This is a genomic window from Asticcacaulis machinosus (genome assembly GCF_028550435.1).
Classification (GTDB): Bacteria; Pseudomonadota; Alphaproteobacteria; order Caulobacterales; family Caulobacteraceae; genus Asticcacaulis; species Asticcacaulis machinosus.
The window spans coordinates 181,324-203,894 of the sequence record NZ_JAQQKV010000004.1 but is presented as its reverse complement, the minus strand read 5'-3'; the positions used below and the strand labels follow the sequence as shown (position 1 = coordinate 203,894).

The following is a 22,571-nucleotide window of genomic DNA, read 5'->3' as shown; positions in this document are numbered from 1 at the left end:
TATTTTGCCACCACATTATTTTGCGGAGCGCACATATGGCTTCCCCTGCCCCCCATACCTTCACCAGCTTCACCGTCGATTGGGACGCTCTCGACGACACCAAATATATGACCGACGTCAAGGCGTGTGAGCGGTTGCTGGTGGCCAATACTCTGTCGCAACAGGACCGCGCCGTCATCCGCGCCGAAGCCGAAAACCTTGTCCGCGCCACCCGCAAAGCCGCCCGCCGGCAGGGCGTGGTCGAAAGCTTCCTGAAAGAGTTTTCACTCGGCACCCGCGAAGGTCTGGCGCTGATGTGTCTGGCTGAGGCCCTGCTGCGCACGCCCGATGAAGACACCCGCGATCAGCTCATTGCCGAAAAAATATCTTCTGCCGACTGGGCCAGCCATTTTGGCAAGTCCGATAATCTGTTCGTCAATGCCTCGACCTGGGGCCTGATGCTGACGGGTAAGCTGATCGATGTCGAAGACAATGCTAAAAAGGACGTCAAGGGTTACGTGTCCGGCCTTGCGGCCCGCGTCGGTGAGCCCGTCATCCGTCAGGCGGTCGCCGCCGCCATCCGCATCATGGGCGAGCAGTTCGTGCTGGGCCGCACCATTGAAGCCGCCCTGAAACGCTCCAAAAAAGACGGCTATCTCTGCTCGTTCGACATGCTGGGCGAAGGGGCGCGCACCGAAGCCGACGCTGTCCGCTATGCCAAGGCGTATAGTGACGCCATCACCGCCCTGTCGAAAGTCTGCACGCGCGGGCCGGAAGCCGATCACGGCATTTCGGTCAAGCTGTCGGCCATCTATTCGCGCTATGAGGCGGTCAAGGTCGCAGACGTTTTTGAGGTGCTCTATCCCCGCCTGAAAGCGCTGGCCATTCAGGCCGCCAAGGCCAATATCAACTTCACCATCGATGCCGAAGAAACCGACCGGCTGGCCATCTCGCTCAAGCTGCTAGACAAACTGTGCTATGAGCCGGAGCTTGGCGACTGGCAGGGCCTGGGCCTGGCCGTTCAGGCCTATCAGAAGCGCTGCCCCGAAGTGATCGCGGCGCTGAAAACTCTGGCGCAGAAATCCGGCCGCCGTCTGATGGTGCGGCTGGTCAAGGGCGCCTATTGGGATTCGGAAATCAAACGCGCGCAGGTCATGGGCCGCGAAGACTATCCGGTGCACACGACTAAGGTCGCCACCGACCTTTCTTACCTTATCTGCGCCAAGGCCCTGATTGACGCCGCCCCCCATATCTATGCCCAGTTCGCCAGCCATAACGCCCATACTCTGGCTGCTGTGCGCCGTATGGCCCGCGACGCAAAAGTTACCGTCGAATCCCAGCGCCTGCATGGTATGGGTGAGGTGCTTTATGATTGTGCGCAGGATGTCTTTGGCGACTTTCCATTGCGGGCCTACGCCCCCGTTGGCGGCCACGAAGACCTGCTGCCCTATCTGGTGCGCCGCCTGCTGGAAAACGGCGCCAATTCGTCCTTCGTTAACGCGCTAATGGACGAAAACATTCCCGCCGAAGCGGTCATCCACGACCCGATCGATGAGGTCATGGCCCATCCTGACCGTCACCCGCGCCTTAATCTGCCGCGCACGATTTATGGCGATCGTCTGAACTCGTTCGGGCCCGATCTGTCGATCAAGGCCGTGCGCGATACCTTCGGGATGGCAATCGATAAGGTCGACGGCACGAGCTTTGTGGCGGCCCCGCTGGTCGGCGGGGAGGAAAACACCTCGGCGGCGTTTGAAGTCGTCACTGCCCCCGCCAACCGCCTGATCAAGGTCGGCGTGGTGCATGAGGCCACCAAGGCCGATATTGCAAACGCTTTTGACCTCGCCAAATCAGCCCAACCGCACTGGAATAAACTGGGCGGGGCCAAACGCGCCGAAGTCCTTAACAAAATGGGCGATGCGCTGGAGGCTGACCTCAATCGTTTGTGCGCCCTGATCGTGCGCGAAGCCGGGAAAACCTGGGCCGACGCCATTGCCGAAGTGCGCGAAGCCGTTGATTTCTGCCGCTATTATGCGCGGCTTGCCATTGAACAATTCGGCCAGCCTAAGATGCTGACCGGCCCGGTCGGTGAGCGCAATTCCCACGAACTGCATGGCCGCGGCGTGTTTGTGTGCATCAGCCCGTGGAACTTCCCGCTGGCGATTTTCACCGGTCAGATTGCCGCCGCTTTGGCCGCAGGCAATGCCGTGCTGGCCAAACCGGCCGAGCAGACGCCGCTGATCGCCGCTGAGGCCGTCAAGCTGTTCCATAAGGCGGGTCTGAACGCCGCCTTGTTGGCGCTTTTGCCCGGCAGAGGTGAAACAGTAGGCGCGCAATTAACAGCGCTTCCACATATAGCGGGCGTAGCCTTCACGGGCGGGACCGAAACCGCATGGATGATCAACAAAACTCTGGCCAATAAACGCGGGCCGATCGTGCCGTTTATCGCGGAGACCGGCGGGCTGAATGGCCTGTTTGTCGATACCACAGCGCTGAAGGAACAGGTCATTGACGATGTCATCCTGTCGGCGTTTGGATCATCGGGTCAGCGCTGCTCGGCCCTGCGGTTGCTGTTCCTGCCCCATGACGTCGCTGATGCCTATATCGAGGGCCTCAAGGGCGCGATGGACATGCTGCTGATCGGCGATCCGTCCAACCCGGTCAATGATACCGGCCCGGTGATCGATAAAGATGCCCGCGACATCTTAGAAGCCCACCTGAGCCGATGCGAGGCCAAGGGGCAGGTTCTGCACCGCACGCCGACGCCATCTGGATTGAACGGCGACTATTTTGCGCCAACCTTGGTGGAGCTGTCCTCTGCTGATGAGTTGGAGCGCGAAGTGTTCGGCCCCGTCCTGCATGTCGTGCGTTACGATTCGCAAAACTATCAGCCGACGACCGACGCTTTGGCCGGTCGCGGCTATGGGCTGACCTTGGGCGTCCACTCGCGGATCGAAGCCTTTGCCGAAGATATTGCTGAGGCCGTGCCTGCGGGCAATGTCTATATCAACCGCTCGATCATCGGTGCCGTCGTGGGCGTTCAGCCCTTTGGCGGCGAAGGCCTGTCCGGCACCGGCCCCAAGGCGGGCGGCCCGTTCAGCCTGATCCGCTTTGCCTCGGAACGCGCCGTGTCCAACAACATCACCGCGCAGGGCGGCGATCCCGCTCTGTTGAATCTCTGATCTTACCTTAAGAACTCCCCCTCTTGGAGGGGGAGGTTGTCTTTGATGCAAACATCAAAGACAACAGGGGGTAAATACCCCTCCGTCATCTCGCTGCGCTCAACGCCACCTCCCCATCGTTACCACGATAGGGAGGTGGAAGTCCGCCCCATCTCTCCTCTCCATTACATGGGAGGTGGATTTTGGGCCTTTGCCCAAAAGACGGAGGGGTACAGTTTCTTTCCAGTCCACATCAAATTTTTATATTTGCCGCGACGGAAAATTCGCGTGCCTGCGTACAAATGAATGAACGTTCACTTTGCACCCCTTTTTGAACGTTGCTGATAACACCATGAGGGTGATTAAGGCTTAAGTCCTTATGGTGAAACTTACGACCCGGCGCGGCTCCCCGCTTCGGGTCTTTTTTTATCCGCTTGCGAGTGGCGCGGCGTTCCTTTATCCTGAATCAAGTTAGTTCACCGGAGTGTCCGCAGGCTTATGCGGGCTGAGACTAAGCACTCAATGCTGTGCTTTAAAACCGCCGAACCTGATCCGGGTCATGCCGGCGAAGGGAGTTGGATACGCTTTTTGGCTTTACAGGCGAAAAGCACCTGCAATCTGCGCTCATGATCCCTTTGTTTTTATGAGGGATTTTCCATGAATAAACCAATCAAAGATTTAAAGCCGATCCGCGTCGAAGCCTCGCCCTTTCCGGGCTCGAAAAAGGTCTATGAACCTGGCACCCTGTTCCCCGACGTGCGCGTGCCGTTCCGCGAAGTCGCCCTGCAACCGGAGGCCAATGAGCCGCCGGTCAGCCTCTATGATTCCACCGGCCCCTATACCGAAGACGGCTTTGTGCCGCAGATTGATAAGGGTCTGCCGCGGGTGCGCGAAAAGCTGATCCTTGATCGCGGCGATGTCGAATTTATCGAAGGCCGCGTCGTAAAGCCCGAAGACAACGGCAATGTCTCTGAGGCCGCTCTGGCGCCGCAGTTCCCGAACCTGCCCAAGGTGATGCGCGGTAAGGCCGGTCGTCCGGTCACACAATTGGAATACGCTCGCGCCGGTATCATCACCTCTGAGATGGAATATATCGCCATCCGCGAAAACATCCGCCGCAAGGCCGATGCTGAGGTCATCCGTGATGGCGAAGATTTCGGGGCGGAAATCCCCGACTTTATCACACCGGAATTTGTCCGCGACGAAGTCGCCCGCGGACGCGCGGTTATCCCTGCCAATATCAACCACGCCGAAGTCGAGCCGATGATCATTGGCCGCAATTTCCTGGTGAAAATCAACGCCAATATCGGCAATTCCGCCGTCACCTCCTCAATGGAAGAAGAGGTTGATAAGATGGTGTGGGCGATCCGTTGGGGCGCCGACAACGTCATGGACCTGTCGACCGGCCGCAACATCCACAATATCCGCGAATGGATCCTGCGCAATTCGCCCAACCCGATCGGCACAGTGCCGATCTATCAGGCGCTGGAGAAGGTGAATGGCGTCGCCGAAGACCTGACCTGGGAAGTCTATCGCGACACCCTGATCGAGCAGGCTCAGCAGGGCGTTGATTACTTCACCATCCACGCCGGCGTGCGCCTTGCTTACGTCCACCTGACCGCCAAGCGCGTCACCGGCATCGTCTCACGCGGCGGATCGATCATGGCCAAGTGGTGTCTGGCCCACCATAAGGAAAACTTCCTCTACACGCACTTTGAGGAGATATGCGACATCATGCGTGAGTACGATGTCACCTTCTCGCTCGGTGACGGCCTGCGTCCGGGCTCGATTGCCGATGCCAATGACCGCGCCCAGTTTGCCGAACTGGAAACCCTTGGCGAACTCACCAAGGTCGCGTGGGCCAAGGGCTGTCAGGTCATGATCGAAGGCCCCGGCCACGTGCCGATGCACAAGATTAAGGCCAATATGGATAAGCAACTGGCCACCTGCGGCGAAGCGCCGTTCTATACCTTGGGCCCACTCACGACCGACATCGCGCCGGGTTATGACCACATCACGTCGGGCATCGGGGCGGCCATGATCGGCTGGTTCGGTACGGCCATGCTATGCTACGTCACGCCCAAGGAACACTTGGGCCTGCCCGACCGCAATGACGTGAAAACCGGCGTGATTACCTATAAGATCGCCGCCCACGCCGCCGACCTTGCCAAGGGTCACCCCGCCGCCCATGCGTGGGACGATGCGCTGAGCCGTGCGCGGTTTGACTTCCGCTGGGAAGATCAGTTCAATCTCGGCCTCGATCCCGACACGGCGCGGGCCTTCCACGATGAGACCCTGCCGAAGGACGCCCATAAGACCGCGCACTTCTGCTCGATGTGCGGGCCTAAGTTCTGTTCGATGAAGATCACCCAGGACGTGCGCGACTATGCCGCGGGCCTTACCGACAACGAAAAAGCCGATCTTGAGGCCGCCTCTTCGGGCATGTCGGAAATGTCGGAAAAATTCAAAGCGCTGGGTTCGGAAGTCTATATCCCGGCAGCAGGGTCTTAGACCCTGCACCCGTAACTTGAAGTGGGTGGATAGGGTAGCGTTTAAACAAATGGGGTGTGGGGTTTCGACCCCACATTCTCATGTCAACGCTTCTGTGTAGAACTAAATGGATCTAAACCTAAAATTGCACGACCAGAAGCGTCCAAGCTGTTAAGAAACTCACCAAAAAACTCCACTAAAAACGCAGCCTTTTGCTTGTCTTTAAAAGAGTCAATCGTATTAAGATAGTCCCTTGTACCTTCTACGTTTCTCAATGAATGGCGATAACCATCTGCCATTGAATCTAATCTCTGCATCAATCTGTGCATTGTATATTTGTTATCCACGCAGAATTTCACAGTGCCAATTTTTTCAAACTCAAGTTGTATTTTTGGCAATTTTTTAGTTTGCGGATATATTCCATAGCCTTTTTGTGTATACCTAATTTCCACCCCAAGCAATTCAACGACATCAGTTTTATGATGTATATTAGTTTTTGTAGCTGCTTCTATTTCAGGTATATTTAGCTTTAATTTGAGAAGTTTCTCTTTCATCTCCCCTAATAACTGCAAACATTCTTTTTCTGTATTCTTAAACACACATATATCGTCAACATATCTAACACAGCGTGTTTCATTTTTTAGCAACCAGCTATCAAATTTTTTGAGAAAGAAATTTGATAGCAATGGAGAAAGAGGCATTCCTTGACGCAGCCCTCTTCCAGTTACAATTTCATTTTTATAGAGAATATTAGAATCCTCACTATCACGAGTCTTAATTTCGCAATCAATTGCCTTTAAAATGATTTCTCGTACTGACTTACATATGGTCGTAGGGATAGATTTTTTTAGTTTTGAACGATCAATAGTATCGAAAAATTTTGTAATATCAGTTTGCAGTGCAATGGGGGCTTCATCTCTGAATTTAACGGCTGCTTTAAGGGCATTATTTACACCTCTGCCACTGATGCTTCCGTAACTGATTTCTGTAGCAGGACTTAGTTTTGGTCTTTTCGAAAAATAATGCAGTACGACTCTTTGCACTAATCTGTCGCGAACAGTAGGAATTGCAATGATACGAAAAGCGTCATCACCCTTCGGCAGCTTAACCAACCTCAGTTGATTAAATCGAAAAGTTTTTGTTTTGATCTCCTGATAAATCAGATCAATATTTTCGTCCAAGTTTCTTTTAAAATCTAAGGCCGAGATACCGTCAACACCAGGCGCCCCTGCAGTCGAACGCTTAGCATCTTTGCTATGATTCCAAACTTCCTTGATTAATTTTTTGCTAAAATATTCAGACACTTTTTGCGCTCTCCCCCCTCAAGTTCAGGTGCGGCCCTTGAGGGGAGTTCCGTAGCGCTAACGTTTCAGAACTGCATGCTTCTCGCGATACAGCATCTGGAACCATCTCCGCGCACCCGGCTTCCACGCTGGCGCGAGGATCGGATGCCACTTCCAAGAGGCGACGGTTTGAGTCGGCATTTGGCCCCCAAAAGTTCGCCCCCAGAAGTACTACCGCGAAAATAAAAGAATATGAAACTCTACTCGCAATAGCAACACTAAGCTTGCCGCCCCCACCAAGAACAAAACGGGAACGAATGGAAATATCTACCCGAAAAGGCTCCCCGCCCGCCTGGTCTCCGTCATTTAAGCTCATGGCCTGATCCTGATCAAGCTTATCAAGCATGAAACATTCCTCCTTCGATAACGTTTCAGAACTGCATGCTTCTCGCGATACAGCATCTGGAACCATCTCCGCGCACCCGGCTTCCACGCTGGCGCGAGGATCGGATGCCACTTCCAAGAGGCGACGGTAGCCACGACGTGAGATACAAATCGGACTTGTATAAAGTAGGTATAAACATTCAACAATTCAAGAAATACTCTTAACCTATTGCATATTTATCCCCCCTACCCCCGCTATCCCCCATCATCACCGGATGGACTCCGCCCCGGACATCACTGACGCCGACGCGCTGAAAACGCGACGTGCGCGGTTGCGCGCCTATGCTGACCGGCTGCTGGAGGCGGTCGAGATGATCCCCATGCCCGACAGCTTCCTTGAGGCGGAGCGCGCCCATAAGGCCGTCAAGGCCTGCGACGCCATGCTGGTGCAGCTTTACGGCGAACCAGCGGAAAAGCTGCCCCCCACCCCGCGCACGACTACCGCATCTGGCCCCTCGCGCCGCGCTTCACGCGACGACACCGATGACGACGATCTGGAGGGTTTGAGCGAAGCTGAGCGCATCGACCACGAAGCGCAGGCCTTTCTCGAAATGGCCGAGATCATCGGCACGCGCCTTGACCGCATCCATAAGGCACAGGCCGAGGCGCACGGCGTCTGGCCCGACGGCACGCCCTATGATGAGACCGATCCCAACTATGGCCTGCATCACTTCCACGACCCGCAGATCAATGCCAACAGCGGCATGGATGACCACTGCCCCGGCTGCTGGCCCAACGGCATCCAGTGGGCCTTGGGACGTGCCCCGCGCAGCTTAGCTGAAAAACTGGCCGAAAAAACCGCCCGCCCCCAAAACCGCTCCGGCCCCAACTCCGGCACCTATTCGGCTCCGCCCTGATATCCTCGTTTGACGCGCATCTGGATCCGAAAACCGCTGCACACTTTTCGGGATGCGTTTACCCGCCATGAAACCGGCGCACAAGGGCCGCATCATCCTCAGTGATCGCGCATTTTTGGCCGACCTTGCGGCAGCGGGCCTCACGGGCTTGAAACTGCCCGGAACAGACATCCATACGCGCCGCCCCTGCCCGCGTCAGAGTAAAGGCCTGCCGCCAGCGCGGATCATCCGGATAGCGCGGCCCCTGATGGCTGAGATAGTGCATCAGGGAGCACGGATCATAGTCGGTTTTCATCTGAAGGCGGCCATGACGCGGGAAATTCAGCAATATGTCCCGGCACATGGCCTCCACCGGATTGCAGCCCTTAAGGCTATCACCAATGAATGGCGCCAGCACGATATAGTCGTCGCGGTCGGGGCGCATATGCTCATGGGTAAGGCCCAGCACATGGCCAAATTCATGCAGCACCGCGCCGTAGCTTGCGCGCGGTTCCACATTGACCCAGTTGACGACGCTGTAACCCAAAGTCGCATTGGTGCGGTTATCGGACGTGCGGATATCCAGCCACTTTGCGCCCTTAGTGTACGGCACAAAGCGCACGCCGGTCTCGGCTTGCCATTCCGACATGGCGCGGCAGACCTTATGCCCTTGCGTCGCCGCACTCCAGTCGCGCCAGTTCCGGCAATCAGTCCCCTTGGCGCCGGCGCGTTTTAAGATGACCGGATCAAGCTTGTAAGGCACGACCGCACCCGGCCACGGCCGGGTCAGGTCTTCGATCGCCGCCGCCTTTACCGGCACCGCCAATACCAGCCACAACAGGAGAACCCGCCCCCACACCACAGGTTAAGATTTCAGCAGAATATCGCGCGCGGCGTTGAGCGCCGCAGCCTTTTCCTTGGTGCCGCCCAGGTCGGGGTGGGCATCCTTCATCAGCCGGCGATAGGCGCTCAGTATGGCTTTGCGGTCGGCCCCTTCGGTCAGGCCCAAAACCTTGAAGGCCCCCGCCCGCGTCATGTCAGTGCGGGCCGGTTGCGGGCTTTTGTCGCCTTCGTAGCGAAAGCGCGTCCCGCTTAAAAACGCCAGCGCCAGCAGAATAAGCGCGCCACCGATGATCCACTGTCCTCGAAACACGCTCATACCTCCTGAAATCAAGGTCATCAGCGCCAGTATGGCATTGATGGTGCCGCCCTGACGAATCCACGGGCCGGGCTTGAGCGTTCCGGCCTTGGCCTTGCGGCCCAGCCAGACCAGAAGGGCAAACCCGCCCAGCAGCGCACCCAGAATATAGATCATCAACCTTTAAGCCTTACGCCTGAGCGCGTTCGCGCTCATCCTCATCGACAGCGCCCGCAATCTGGGCACCCTGTTCGAGATTAAGCTCAATCATCACGCTGCGCAATTCCTGACGTGCCGCCACATGGGCCAGAGACACCGCGACCGGCCGGACATCACTGCTTAAGTCGGCGACCGTCAGGCCAAACGGGAATAACTCACGATAAATCACCCGGTCGCGCAGGCCCGCCGATACCCTGAAACCCACTCGCTTGGACAGGGCCGCCACCCGTTCATCGACGCGCTTACGGTTACGCGCTTCGGTCGTAGCCAGACGGTTACGCAAGACCACCCAGTCAATGCTCTGACCGTTTTCGACGGCGCGGTGCTTACGGGCATTCCAAACGGTTTCGGAATAGATCGAGGGCCGCTTGAGGTCGAGGGTGACCGGATCGACCTGCCCCAAAAGGTCAAAATCGATAAAGCTGTCGTTCATCGGTGTCAGGATCAGGTCGGCGCACATATGGGCGCGGCGCGACATGGCCGAATCCCCGCCCGGTGTGTCGATCACCACCATGTCACAGGTTTCAAGCGCCTCACCCAGGGCGCGGTCAAAGGCGGCCACGGCTTCATCCTGCGGCGCATCGACCAGCTTGGCGGGATTATCATGCAGGAACGGCTCAAAGGCCTGCGGCAGGTCCTTGCCATTGGCAGCCGCCCACGCCTTACGGTTTGAGAAAAAGCGCGCAAGTGAGCGTTGGCGCAGATCAAGGTCGATAAAGGCCACCGACTTACCCTGATGCAGCAGGGCCACGGCGATGTGCATGGCGACGGTTGATTTGCCCGCCCCGCCTTTTTCATTGCCGAACACCAGAATACGCGCCGGACCCTGTGCCTGTTTATTGAACGCCAAACGTCTTACTCCTGATAATTTTCTCCTCCCTATCGAGCCATCCTGGCTAAGATGGGGAGGTGGCTGTGAGCATAGCGACCAGACGGAGGGGTATTTTATACGAAAGATACCCCTCCGCCTCGTAAACTCGGCACCTCCCCATAAAATGGGGCGGAGAAGGAAGAATGAATATATCCCCCTAATGTCGCGGTATGATAGCCTTGGTCAATGCACCCGACACACCAAACATAGGGATGAGGCGGGCTTTTGCACACAAAATTTACATTCTCTTAACCAAACCCTTCACCAGATGCGGTTTGTCGGACTTAATGCCTAAGGCCGCCAGGGCGATCAGAGCGGGCACCAGAGCCGTCTCTCGTCCCGCTATGGCAAAGTAACGCGGTTGCCACTGCGGCCGGAATTTTTCCTTATAGGCCCGAAGCCCCTCGAAATTATAGATTTCGCCGCCGAACGTATAGATCAGCGAGCCCAGCTTGGACCAGACCGGACTGAGCGGCGAGGCCTGAAGCCCGGCCAGCGGCGCCAGCCCCATGCTGAAATAGCGATACCCCGCGTCACGGCTGTAAAAGATCAGTTGCAGGAACAGATATTCCATAATGCCATGCGGACTTTCCGGATCATAGCGCATCAGATCGAGACTAAGCACACTGCGGTCGCCGGTCGGCCACAGATTAGCAAAGGCCATGATCTTACCGTCCATGCGCACCACCGCCACCGGCATCAGGCGGATATAGGCCTCATCGAAAAAGCCGAGCGAATATTTCTTTTCTTTCGCCCCCTTGGATTTCAGCCAGGTATCGGAGACTTCGCGCAGGCGCGGCAGTTCAGGCTCAAGCTGTTCCGGCTCAATGATCTCAAACGTCGCCGTGGCGTCATATTTCTTCAGGGTCTGACGCAGGTTCATACCCTTCTTGCCCGCGGTCGAAAAGGCCTGAACATCAACCAGCGCCTCCTCCCCGATCTTGTAGGGGGTAAGCCCCAGATCGATGATCAGCGGCAGCATGGCGGGCGTTATCTGGTAAAAGGACAGTCTGGCGCGCGCCAGAGACGCCATGTCCTTAAGCTGCCAGCACAGTTGGGTGCGGTGGGCTTCATCTCCGACGGGTTCTCCCATGACAACCCACTGCTTGCCGCTGATGCCGTACATGACAAAGGCCGTTCGGTCATCGCTCCACAGGATGTGCTTATCGCGCAAAAGGGCCAGCCACGCCTGCGGATTGACCGATTCCGTCACCACCTCATGCAGGTCGCTGAGGTCGTCCTCATCCGGCATGGGCGGGGCGGTGCGCGCCACGCCGAACAGGCGGTAGAGCGCAAACACACCCACCGTCACCGCCATGATGACCAGAGCCCGCAGGAAGCGCGAGGCCGAGGCCTCATACTCAAACTGCCCCCACAGTTTGTGGGCATAGGGCACCTGCTCATAGGCATAAAAACCGCCCAGCCCGATCACCAGCAGGGTCACGGCAATCGCCCCCATCCACAGGGGCCGCAGCTTAAGCGTCAGCAACTGGGACTTGCGTCGAAAGGCCTGCTTGCACGGCACCAGCAGGGCGGCGCACACCGCCAGCACCACCGCCGGCACCACCGCCAGCTCACGCGTCAGAGACACCACCGCCCCCAGCAGCAGCAGTGCAATCGCCATATACCAGGCCGTATCGACCCGCTCCCACAACCCCCGCGCCACAAGTATCAACAGCACCGCAATCGCCGTGCCCGCCATGTGGGACACTTCGACCAGTTGCAGCGGCAACAGGCGCTGCACCACCGGCAAAGTATCAGGATCAATCGGCGTCAGCACCAGCAGCAGCAGGGCCACACCGGCCACGAAAATGATCGCCCCGAACACCTTGGGCACAAGTTGGGTGGCGGTATCGACCAAAAGCTGATGAACGCTGAACCGACTGGCCATAATTACACCTGATCCGGCCGAATCTGTCACGGCCCTGAGCTATCATAGCCCGCCCGTGCGTCTCACAGGCAATTATTTAAATGGCAATATAAAAATACGTATAAATCGTATTAACTATTCAAAATATGAAACAACTACAAAATAAATAATTACAAATTTGAAAAATATTCAGATTAATATAGTTAACAATAAACTTTTACAAATAAAATACCCGCGATCAAACATCATTAACCCGAAAAAATGCGCCAAAAAATTATAAACAAATGATAAATCAATCATTTTTAGTCATAATTCCGCCTTTATAATATTGCCACCAGTTTTGAAATGCTCTAGCTTCCTTGACTGCAAATCAAACAGGCGCGCTTGCGTCATAAGCGCTTTCAAGCGCCTGAGCGTGGGGACTGAGGACTATGAATATTCTGATCGTTGAGGACAATGAAGCCCTCGCCCAGACCACCGGCTGGATCGTGGAGATGTTCGGGCACGACTACCGCTTCAGCCATGATGCAGGCTCTGCCATTGCCACGGCCGCTGATTATAAGCCGCATGTCATCATCATGGATATCGGCCTGCCCGGCATGAGCGGTTATGATCTGTGCCGTCAGATGCGCGCCGACCCGGCCCTGTCGCAGACCATTTTCATTGCCCAAACCGGGCGTTCAGAACCGGAGCACCGTCAGATGGCCGAAGACGCCGGTTTTCACCACCACATTGTCAAACCGGCCAATATTGAAAAATTACAGGCGCTACTGGATGACATAGCCCAGAGCCTCAGTTCTGCGGCTTAAGCGCCACTTGTAAAATTCTTACATCTTGGGGGACGCCGCTTCGTTATGAAACGCGCCGATATATTTTCATTTGTCGACCGGTCGGCGCGCGCTGATCTTTGGGTTTTACTGAGCCTTATCTTTGTCGGCCTGTTTTTCGTCGGCTCCGGTTTTGTATCCTACAGCAATATCAGAACCCTTAACCGCGACAGCCTTCAGGTCACCCAAACCCACGATGTCCTGCTGGGGCTGAGTGAGGTTCTGTCGTCGATGAAGGATGCCGAAACCGGCCAGCGCGGCTTTATCATTACCGGCGACAGCGCCTATCTGGTGCCCTATTCCAATGGCGTGAACAGCGCCGAGGCCGAACTGACCAAGCTTGACCGCCTGATGAATGATACCCCCAACCAGAAACAAAGGATTGCCGTCCTCAGGGGGCTGGTGGCCGCTAAGTCCGCGGAACTTAGCCGCACGCTGGATATCCGGCGCAAGGAGGGCTTTATCGAAGCCCAGAACGAGGTCATCAGCCATCTGGGCAAAAATTACATGGACGCGATCCGGGCGCAGGTCAATGACATGCAGGTCGCTGAGCGCCAGCGGCGGACGCAGCGTCTGGCCGAGATGGAGCGCGCCTATCAGGCCACCATACTCAGCGTAGCGGTGGCGGCTATTTTGGGTGTCATCCTGACCTTTATCATCGCGGTGATCGTGCGCCGCTCAACCAGTGAGCGCCGGCGTCAGGAATGGTTGCAAGCCGGTCAGGTCGGCTTAAGTCAGGCCATGCTGGGCGAACAGCGCCTTGACCAGTTGGGTAATAACCTGCTGACCTTCCTGTGCGAGTTCACCGGCGCCCATGCCGCAGCCTTTTACGCCAAGGACGGCGGCATTTTCAAACAGGTGGCCACCTTTGGCGTGCCGCCGCAGAATGACCTGCCCGCCACCTTCAGTCCCGGTGACGGCCTTCTGGGTCAGGCGGCCCTTAAGGGCGGGATCATCACGGTTGAAAACACGCCGGATACTGATGCCCTGACCGTCGGCACCGCCCTGGGGCAATGGCGACCGCGCCATCTGGCGCTGGCGGCGTCTAAGTCCGATGATCAGATCGATGGCGTAATCGAACTGGGCTTTATAAACCCGATGTCGCACCTGATTGCGCCCCTGCTGGAGCGGGCGGCGGAATCTATATCCGTTGCGGTTAAGTCTGCCAATTACCGCGCCTCCCTGCAAAACCTGCTCGAAGAAACCCAGCGCCAGTCCGAAGAGTTACAGACCCAGTCCGAAGAACTGCGCGTCAATAACGAAGAGCTTGAGGAACAAAGCCGCGCGCTTAAGGAATCGCACCTGCGCCTTGAACAGCAGCAGGCTGAAATGGAACAGACCAATGTGCAGTTGTCCGAGCAAACCCGGCTTTTGGAAGCCCAGCGCGACGACCTGTCGCGTTCGCAATCCGAGATCACCCTCAAGGCACAAGAACTGGAACAGGCCAGCCGCTATAAGTCAGATTTTCTGGCCAATATGTCGCACGAGCTGCGCACCCCGCTCAATTCGTCGCTGATACTGGCCAAGCTGCTGGGTGACAATCCGAATGGTAATCTGAGCGACGAACAGGTCAAATTTGCCCGCACCATTCAGTCGTCGGGCAATGACCTGCTGCTGCTGATCAACGATATTCTCGACCTGTCCAAGATCGAGGCCGGACAGATGGAAATTCGCGCCGAGACCGTATCAGTGCAGCGTCTGGTCACCGACATGACCCGCACCTTTGATCCGGTGGCCGGCGATAAGGGCCTTAGGTTTATCACAAAAATCGAACCGGGCGTGCCGGATATGGTTGAAACCGACCGCCTGCGGCTGGAGCAGGTGCTGAAAAACCTTTTGTCCAATGCCTTTAAGTTTACCGAACGCGGAGAGGTCCGCCTGACGGTGAAACCGGCGGCTGACGGCAAGATTGCCTTCAGCGTCACCGATACCGGCATTGGCATTTCCGAAGACCACCAAAAGACGGTGTTCGACGCTTTCCGGCAAGCCGACGGCACCATTAGCCGCAAATATGGTGGCACCGGTTTGGGGCTGTCGATTTCGCGCGAACTGGCCCGTCTGCTGGGCGGCGCGATCACCCTGCAAAGCACCTATGGTCAGGGCTCGACCTTCACTATCACCATTCCGCAGACCTATGATCCGGCCGAGGTTGAGGCCCGCGATGTACCCTTGCCCGTCGCAACTGTCCCCGCCAGCATGACGGCCCTGGCACCGCACCCCGCCCCGAAAGCGAGCGTCAAGGCCCGCAAGGCCCCGCTGCCTGAAACCTTTGAGACCACCTCATCGGCTCAGGACGACCGCGACAAACTCACCGCCAACAGCCGGACCATTATGATCGTTGAGGACGATGAGGCCTTTGCGCGCATCCTGTTTGATCTGGCCCACGAACTGGGTTTTGCCTGTCTGGTGGCCCACTCTGCCGAAGACGCTCTGAGTGTCGCCCGTCAGTACCTGCCGCAGGCCGTGGTGCTGGATGTCGGCCTGCCCGATCATTCGGGCCTGTCAGTGCTTGACCGCTTAAAGCGTGATCCGCGTACCCGCCATATTCCGGTTCACGTGGTCTCCGCTGACGACTACACCCATGCGGCCCTGTCCCTGGGGGCGATCGGCTATATGCTGAAACCCGTCAAGCGCGACGAACTGGTTGAGGCGTTCAAGGCGCTGGAGAGCCGCCTGACCGCCGGCGTGCGCCGGATTTTGATCGTGGAGGACGACGACGTCCAACGCGACAGCGTGGCCCGCCTGCTCCAAACCAAGGACGTGGAAACCGTAGCGGTCGGAACCGCTGCCGAGTGCCTTGAAAAACTGAAAGAAGAGACCTTTGACTGCATGGTACTGGATCTGTCCCTGCCCGATCAGTCCGGCTATTCGCTGCTTGAGACCCTAAGTCAGGAAGACGCCTATTCCTTCCCGCCGGTGATTGTCTATACCGGGCGCGACCTCAATTCCGAGGATGAGCAGCGCTTACGCCGCTATTCCAAATCGATCATCATCAAGGGCGCCAAGTCACCGGAACGGCTTTTGGATGAGGTCACCCTGTTCCTGCATAAGGTTGTCTCCGAGCTGTCGCCCGAACAGCAAAAGATGATCAAAAAGGCCAAGAACCGCGACGCCATGCTGGAAGGGCGCCGGATTCTGGTGGTCGAAGATGACGTGCGCAATGTCTATGCTGTCACCAACATCTTTGAACCGCTGGGGGCCATCGTCCAGATTGCCCGCAATGGCCGTGAGGCGCTGGAGTCGCTGAACACGTCTCAAGCGTCGGCCAAAACCTCCGTCGATCTGGTGCTGATGGATGTCATGATGCCGGAAATGGACGGCCTGACCGCCACGCGTGAAATCCGAAAAAATCCGGACTGGGCCAGACTGCCGGTGATCATGCTGACCGCCAAGGCTATGAAGGATGATCAGGAACGCTGCATCAGCGCCGGTGCCAACGACTATATGGCCAAACCGCTGGATGTCGAAAAGCTGGTGTCGCTGGTACGGGTGTGGATGCCCAGATAGGATAAGCCATGCCTAACCCCATCGCCCGCACCGAAGACATAGAGTTACGCCTGCTGCTGGAGGCGATCTACCTGAAATATCACTATGATTTCAGGGGCTATGCGATGGCATCGGTCAAGCGCCGGCTGAATCAGGCCCGCGAGCGGTTTGACTGCCGCTCGTTCTCCCAGCTTCAGGACAAGGTGCTGAATGAACCCGGCATGATGGACGAATTGCTGACCTATCTGACGGTGCAGGTGTCCGAATTGTTCCGCGACCCGGCCTATTTCAGGGCCATCCGCGAAAAGGTCGTGCCGCATCTTAAGACCTATCCGTCGATCAAGGTGTGGATCGCAGGCTGCTCAACCGGTGAGGAGCTTTATTCGTTTGCCATCCTGTTCCGCGAAGAGGGCCTTGAAGAGCGCACCATGTTCTATGCAACCGATATCAACCCTGAGGCCCTGCGTAAGGCCGAAGCGGGTGTCTATGATCTGGAGCGGATGCGGCTGTTTACCGAAAACCACCGCTTGTCGGGCGGCAAATCGTCCCTGTCAGACTATTATTCCGCAGGTTACGGGGCGGCGACGTTTGACAAGAGTTTGCGAAAACGCACGGTGTTTTCCGACCACTCGCTGGTCACGGATGCGGTGTTTGCCGAAACCCAGATGGTGTCGTGCCGTAATGTGCTGATCTATTTCAACAAAGACCTGCAAGGGCGGGCGATTGGGCTGTTTCGCGATTCTCTCACACGCGGCGGGTTTCTGGGGCTCGGCTCGAAAGAAACCCTGCGCTTTTCCCCCCATGCCGATGATTTCAGCGACTTCTCCCGCGATGAACGCCTGTACCAGAAGCGGGGGGCACACTGATGCCCGCCCCGGCGCGTAAACCCTATCAGGCGGTCGTGATCGGCACCTCGGCCGGAGGCTTAAAAGCTTTGTCGGCCATATTGCCCCACCTCCCCGCCGATTATCCGCTGCCGATCATGGTCGTTATTCACGTCCCGCCCCATCGCCAGAGCCTGATCGCGCCTTTGTTTGAGGAAAAATCGCAAATCAGGGTGATCGAGGCCGAAGATAAAACGCCGATTGAGGGAGCTTGCGTCTATTTTGCCCCGCCGGACTATCACCTGCTGGTCGAAGGCAATTATGAATTGTCGCTATCTTCCGAAGAACCCGTGCTGTTTTCACGCCCGTCCATTGACGTTCTGTTTGAAACAGCGGCAGATGCCTATGGTGACGGCCTGATAGGCGTCATCCTGACCGGCGCCAATAATGACGGTGCGGCGGGCCTGAAAGCGGTCATGGCCGCGGGAGGCGCCGGATTTATCCAGACACCCCAGTCCGCCTTTGCCCGCGCCATGCCCGAAGCGGCGATCGAAGCCTGCCCCTCCGCATTGATTTTAGATTTAGACGACATTCTATTAGAATTGAAAAAGGCCGCTTAAAAATCTCCTCCCTACGCTAGCGTGGGGAGGTGGCTGTGAGCACAGCGAACAGACGCAGGGGGATACCGCTCGTAAAGATACCCCTCCGTCTCGTAAACTCGACACCTCCCCATAAAATGGGGAGGAGAATTATGACCTAATGACCGAATGGTAAAATGCCCGATAGACTGAAAAACCCTGTTCATATTCTGCTGGTGGATGACCTTCCTGAGAACCTGCTCTCTCTCGAAGCCCTGTTGCGGCGTGAAGGGCTGGTGCTGCTGAAAGCGCGCTCCGGGCCCGAAGCATTGGAAATTCTGCTTAAGCAGGAGGTCGCCCTCGCCCTGCTGGATGTGCAGATGCCGGAGATGGACGGGTTTGAACTGGCGGAAATGATGCGCGGGTCTGAGCGCACCAAGCGCGTGCCGATCATTTTCCTGACCGCGGGCACGACCGACCACAGCCGCCGGTTCCGTGGCTATGAGGCCGGCGCCGTCGATTTCCTGCAAAAACCTCTGGAGCCGGATATCCTCAAGTCCAAGGTCGAGGTATTTTTTGAGCTTTACCGCCAGAAACAGCACATCGCCGCCCAGCGCGACGCCCTTCAATCGGCCTTTGAGGAAAACGTCCGCCTGCTCAATGAGAGCCGCAAATACGCCGAAGCCCTTAAGGACGCCGACCGGCGCAAGGATGAGTTTCTGGCCACCCTCGCTCACGAACTGAGAAACCCGCTGGCGCCTATCCGCAACGGCCTGCATATCCTCAAAATGTCGCCCAACCCTAAGATTGCCGATGAAGTGCGCGATATGATGGACCGCCAGATGACCCATCTGGTGCGCCTGATCGATGACCTTCTGGATGTCTCAAGGGTCAGTCAGGGCAAGATTGATCTGCGCCGTGAACGGATTGCCCTGCAAGACGTGATTAATGCCGCGCTGGAAACCAGCCGTCCCGCGATCGATGCCGGCGGCCACAGCTTTACGCTGGATCTGCCGGACGAGCCTATACCCGTAAACGGGGATTTGACGCGGCTGGCGCAGGTGGTCTCAAACCTGTTGAACAATGCCGCCAAATATACCCCTGACGGCGGCCATATCCGCCTGACCCTGACGCGTGACGGTCATGAAGCCCGCATTATTGTGACCGATACCGGTCTGGGCATCGAAAAAGATATGCTGCCCAGAGTGTTTGAGCTGTTCACCCAGGTCGAGCGCAACCTTAACCTGTCGCAGGGCGGGTTAGGTATCGGCCTTGCGCTGGCGCACCGGCTGGTGCAGATGCACGCAGGCTCCATCACAGCCGACAGTGAGGGCGCGGGTCTTGGCTCAACCTTCACCGTTCGTCTGCCCGTCACGGATCTGGAAGGCGTAGCGCCCGAAGGCGTTGAGCCTGCCGCCAAGGCCGGTGCGCCGCTCGATGTGCTGGTCGTCGATGACAACCGCGAATCGGCCCAGACGACAAGCTGGATGCTGGAACTGATCGGCCATCAGGCGCGCATGGTTCATGACGGCATGGACGCCATTGCCGCCGCCAAAGCCACCCCGCCAGATGTCATCCTGCTCGATATCGGTATGCCCGGCATGAACGGCTATGAGGTCTGCCGTGAGTTGCGTAAGCACAAAGCGCTTAAGGACACTGTCATCATCGCCCAGACCGGCTGGGGCCAGGAACGCGACCGCCAATCCGCGTTTGAGGCCGGCTTTGATCACCATGTCACCAAACCGGTAAGCCTAGACCGCTTTACGCAGTTGCTGGGCGATATTCAGGGCGCGCAGACGGCTGCGGATGGCCCAATCTAGTGCGTAGTGACAATTTAAGATTTCAAAACTTATTGCCTTTTCTCCTCTCCATTTCATGGGGAGGTGTCAGGCCGGAGGCCTGACGGAGGGGTATATCTGACCGTAAGAAATACCCCTCCGCCTCGTAAACTCGGCACCTCCCCACGAGTGGGGAGGAGAAACATCCTGAAAGTTAATTTGTCACCACAACCTAGTGCGGGATCATCTTGATGGCGACAATCAGCAGAACCAGCACCGCCAGCGCGATGGCCGACACCGTATAGATGCGCTTTTCGATGTGATGGGTGATTTCCGGGCCGAACTTTTTCAGCAGATACGCCACCAGCAAAAACCGCGGCGTACGGGTGATAATGCAACTGGCGATAAAGATGCCCAGATTCATGTGCCCAAGCCCCGCCGCAATGGTCACCAGCTTGAACGGAATGGGGGTCAGCCCCTTGGCGATGATAACCCACGGGCCCCACTGCGCCATGAAATCATGGAATTTCGACAGGTCATCGCTGTAACCAAACAGTTTCAGCAGCCAGATACCGACCGGCTCAAGGTAATAACCGATGGCATAGCCCAGTAACGCCCCCAGAACCGAGGCAATGGTGCAGACAATCGCATAGCGATAGGCCTTGTCCGGCCGCGCCAGCGCCATCGGCGCCAGCATGACATCGGGCGGAATGGGAAAGAATGAGCTTTCCGCAAACGACACAACGGCCAGCGCCTTTTCGGCATGGCGGCTGCCCGCCAGGTTGATCATCCAGTTATAAATGGGGCGCAGCACGTTAAAATCTTTGGCTTGAAATAAAGGACAGGTTCCTATGGCATGTTGCCATCCCCAAGCAAACGGCTTTGTCGCTATGGGCGAAGTTTATTTCAGACTGTGGCGGTTTAGCGGAGTTCTCTGTTTAGCGGAGTTCTCTGGCGAATTAACTAAAACTCATTTGTGTTAAGGGTTGCGGCAAGGCATAAAGATGACAATTATAAAACCATAATGTGCAGATATGTATCTGCGCACGATTTTCCATACCCTTCAGGAGGTTGTTTGATATGTCGGTGAGTAAGCTTGCGCTTGATGATTACCTGCCCTACCGCTTATCGGTAGCGTCGAACGCCGTCAGCACGCTTATTTCAACCGCCTACGACAGCATCCACGGGCTGAAAATTCCGGAATGGCGGCTGATCTGGGTACTGAACGAAGACGGCCCTTCAACCCAACAGGCGCTGGTCAAGCGCACCGGCATGGATAAGGTCACGATCTCCCGCGCCGCACAGGCTCTGGCTAAACGCCGCCTGATCACCCGCGCGCCCCATGAATATGACGGACGTTCACACCATCTGATCCTGAGCTCTGAGGGCGAGCGGCTGTTTGCCGATGTCGCCCCTTCGGCGGTTGAGTTTGAAAAGGTCGTCCTGTCCAACCTGAGCCCGGAAGAAGTTTCAGTGTTGAAGGATCTCCTGCGCCGTGTCGAAGACGCCGCAATGGCGGTGCAAAACGACAAGTCCAAGTGATTTGGCGCCATAACTTTCGCCATTCAGGCAGCTAGGACTCGTCAGAGCGTGAGCGTTTGTGTTAACCTTATCGCTGTGTTAACGGTTATGGCGACGCAGGCGGGGGAAAGTTCTGAACATGGCTATGAGGTACGACTCATTTACTCCGGCGGAAGATCCTAACGACTTCGCGTATGAGACCGTATCCTATGATCTCAGCCTGCTGTTCCTTGCCATCGTCATTGCGCTTATTTTGGCGTTTCTGTTGTGGGCGGCCTACGCCAAAGGCAAATCAGATACCCGTAAAGCCTTGCGCCATCAGCGTCTGAGGTCGGCCAACAATATCTACGAAGCTATCAAACGCGCCATAGATAAGGTCGTGGTCTCGACGTCCGGTGAAACCTATGACGCGGCCAAGTATCTGCTGTCAGTCATTGATGAACGCCTTGGTAAAACCCTTAGTGTTTGCGGGGAACTCAAAAAGCAAATTGAGCCCATCAAAAAGGCCGTCGAAGGTAAAACCGAAGTCAAAAAAGGCAAGGATGGCGAAGCCGGAACGATCCTGGTTCCGGTCAATCTCAATTTCGGCGGTACAACGCCCGGCACACCGCCGGTAGGCATTGTCTCTCCCGCGCAGGTCTATACCGGCAAAGAGAGCGGACATCTGCATTACACCGAACATTGGGCCGCGATCCGTGTGTCGGTTGATCAGTTAGAAGGCTTCTGGCGCAACAAGCCGGGCGTGATCAAGATGATCACCGAAGCGCAAGAAGAACTGCTCTATTCCGAAGACCTGAAACCGGAAATCGACTTGTTCGGTGTGTCGCTTGATGGTTCAGCGCGCCCGCGACGTCGCCGCAATCCGTTCAAGAACTCGCCGGAAGGTGACGGGCCGCATTCAGGTTCGCATTCAGGGGGGCATCACCCCGCCCCCACCTATGCCGTAGCCCCGCCGCCCGCCGCCGAAGCGGCCCGACGGGCCGCACCTGAGCCGGATCCGACACCGCCCCCACCCAAGAAGCGCCGCCGACCCGGACTCGCGTAGGCTCTGATTTAGAGCTCTGGCTTAAGGCTGTGAATGGCAACGGATTTAGGCTTGCGTGGGGCTAAAAAAGCCTTTATCACCGCCGTCCTTACCGCACTATATCTCCGTGCACACGGGCCCCTGTGGTGGAATTGGTAGACGCGCCGGATTCAAAATCCGGTACCGAGAGGTGTGTCGGTTCGAGTCCGACCGGGGGCACCATCTTTTCGCTCACGCTTATG

The 22,571-nt window shown here is 56.9% G+C and carries 16 protein-coding genes, 1 tRNA gene and 1 riboswitch; of the genes, 11 read left to right on the top strand and 6 right to left on the bottom strand.

Annotation, left to right across the window (positions count from 1 at the left end; genetic code table 11):
* Positions 1-35: 35 nt before the first annotated feature.
* Both putA and thiC read left to right on the top strand, forming a co-directional pair.
* A complete protein-coding gene (putA, locus tag PQU98_RS16200) occupies positions 36-3,161 on the top strand; it encodes a bifunctional proline dehydrogenase/L-glutamate gamma-semialdehyde dehydrogenase PutA (RefSeq protein ID WP_272746004.1) in 3,126 nt (1,041 codons plus the stop codon).
* Positions 3,162-3,610: 449 nt separating this feature from the next.
* Positions 3,611-3,731, top strand: a riboswitch (TPP riboswitch).
* A 66-nt stretch (positions 3,732-3,797) separates the two neighbouring features.
* The gene (gene thiC, locus PQU98_RS16195; protein WP_272746003.1) at positions 3,798-5,651 is read left to right on the top strand and encodes a phosphomethylpyrimidine synthase ThiC; all 1,854 of its coding nucleotides are present in this window, start codon (positions 3,798-3,800) and stop codon (positions 5,649-5,651) included.
* A gap of 83 nt (positions 5,652-5,734) precedes the next feature.
* On the opposite strand, the gene PQU98_RS16190 is transcribed toward thiC, so the two are convergent.
* Positions 5,735-6,934 carry a reverse transcriptase domain-containing protein gene (locus PQU98_RS16190; protein ID WP_272746002.1) on the bottom strand — a complete coding sequence of 400 codons (1,200 nt, stop codon included), beginning with the start codon at positions 6,932-6,934 and terminating at the stop codon, positions 5,735-5,737.
* 638 nt (positions 6,935-7,572) lie between these two features.
* On the opposite strand from PQU98_RS16190, the gene PQU98_RS16185 reads away from it, so the two are divergent.
* Positions 7,573-8,214: a hypothetical protein gene (locus tag PQU98_RS16185; protein WP_272746001.1), complete on the top strand. Its 642-nt coding sequence runs from the start codon at positions 7,573-7,575 to the stop codon at positions 8,212-8,214.
* 58 nt (positions 8,215-8,272) lie between these two features.
* Here PQU98_RS16185 and PQU98_RS16180 read toward each other — a convergent pair whose 3' ends face one another.
* The 4 genes from PQU98_RS16180 to PQU98_RS16165 all read right to left on the bottom strand — a co-directional run bounded on the left by PQU98_RS16180 (position 8,273) and on the right by PQU98_RS16165 (position 12,312).
* Positions 8,273-9,031, bottom strand: coding sequence for a M12 family metallopeptidase (locus tag PQU98_RS16180; RefSeq protein ID WP_272746000.1), 759 nt, complete (start codon positions 9,029-9,031; stop codon positions 8,273-8,275).
* A gap of 27 nt (positions 9,032-9,058) precedes the next feature.
* The gene (locus PQU98_RS16175) at positions 9,059-9,508 is read right to left on the bottom strand and encodes a J domain-containing protein (RefSeq protein WP_272745999.1); all 450 of its coding nucleotides are present in this window, start codon (positions 9,506-9,508) and stop codon (positions 9,059-9,061) included.
* A 13-nt stretch (positions 9,509-9,521) separates the two neighbouring features.
* Complete coding sequence (locus PQU98_RS16170) at positions 9,522-10,400, bottom strand: division plane positioning ATPase MipZ (RefSeq protein WP_272745998.1); 879 nt, start codon at positions 10,398-10,400, stop codon at positions 9,522-9,524.
* A gap of 259 nt (positions 10,401-10,659) precedes the next feature.
* Entirely contained in the window at positions 10,660-12,312 is a 1,653-nt protein-coding gene (locus PQU98_RS16165) for a phosphatidylglycerol lysyltransferase domain-containing protein (protein ID WP_272745997.1), read from the bottom strand.
* Between the two features lie 410 nt (positions 12,313-12,722).
* Here PQU98_RS16165 and PQU98_RS16160 point away from each other — a divergent pair, with 410 nt between their 5' ends.
* The 5 genes from PQU98_RS16160 to PQU98_RS16140 all read left to right on the top strand — a co-directional run bounded on the left by PQU98_RS16160 (position 12,723) and on the right by PQU98_RS16140 (position 19,826).
* Complete coding sequence (locus tag PQU98_RS16160; protein ID WP_272745996.1) at positions 12,723-13,100, top strand: response regulator; 378 nt, start codon at positions 12,723-12,725, stop codon at positions 13,098-13,100.
* A gap of 45 nt (positions 13,101-13,145) precedes the next feature.
* A complete protein-coding gene (locus PQU98_RS16155; protein ID WP_272745995.1) occupies positions 13,146-16,625 on the top strand; it encodes a response regulator in 3,480 nt (1,159 codons plus the stop codon).
* An 8-nt stretch (positions 16,626-16,633) separates the two neighbouring features.
* Positions 16,634-17,470: a CheR family methyltransferase gene (locus PQU98_RS16150; RefSeq protein ID WP_272745994.1), complete on the top strand. Its 837-nt coding sequence runs from the start codon at positions 16,634-16,636 to the stop codon at positions 17,468-17,470.
* Positions 17,470-18,048: a chemotaxis protein CheB gene (locus PQU98_RS16145; protein ID WP_272745993.1), complete on the top strand. Its 579-nt coding sequence runs from the start codon at positions 17,470-17,472 to the stop codon at positions 18,046-18,048. The genes PQU98_RS16150 and PQU98_RS16145 overlap by 1 nt, the downstream gene beginning before the upstream one ends.
* 155 nt (positions 18,049-18,203) lie before the next feature.
* On the top strand, positions 18,204-19,826 hold the full coding sequence (locus tag PQU98_RS16140) for a response regulator (protein WP_272745992.1): 1,623 nt from the start codon (positions 18,204-18,206) through the stop codon (positions 19,824-19,826).
* Between the two features lie 190 nt (positions 19,827-20,016).
* Here PQU98_RS16140 and PQU98_RS16135 read toward each other — a convergent pair whose 3' ends face one another.
* A complete protein-coding gene (locus tag PQU98_RS16135; RefSeq protein WP_272745991.1) occupies positions 20,017-20,598 on the bottom strand; it encodes a YqaA family protein in 582 nt (193 codons plus the stop codon).
* 266 nt (positions 20,599-20,864) lie between these two features.
* Between PQU98_RS16135 and PQU98_RS16130 the strand changes: the two genes are divergently transcribed.
* From PQU98_RS16130 to PQU98_RS16120, 3 genes are all read left to right on the top strand, one after another.
* Positions 20,865-21,326 carry a MarR family winged helix-turn-helix transcriptional regulator gene (locus tag PQU98_RS16130; RefSeq protein WP_272745990.1) on the top strand — a complete coding sequence of 154 codons (462 nt, stop codon included), beginning with the start codon at positions 20,865-20,867 and terminating at the stop codon, positions 21,324-21,326.
* 124 nt (positions 21,327-21,450) lie between these two features.
* A complete protein-coding gene (locus tag PQU98_RS16125; RefSeq protein WP_272745989.1) occupies positions 21,451-22,350 on the top strand; it encodes a hypothetical protein in 900 nt (299 codons plus the stop codon).
* Between the two features lie 116 nt (positions 22,351-22,466).
* Positions 22,467-22,551, top strand: a tRNA-Leu gene (locus PQU98_RS16120).
* The last annotated feature ends 20 nt before the right edge of the window (positions 22,552-22,571 follow it).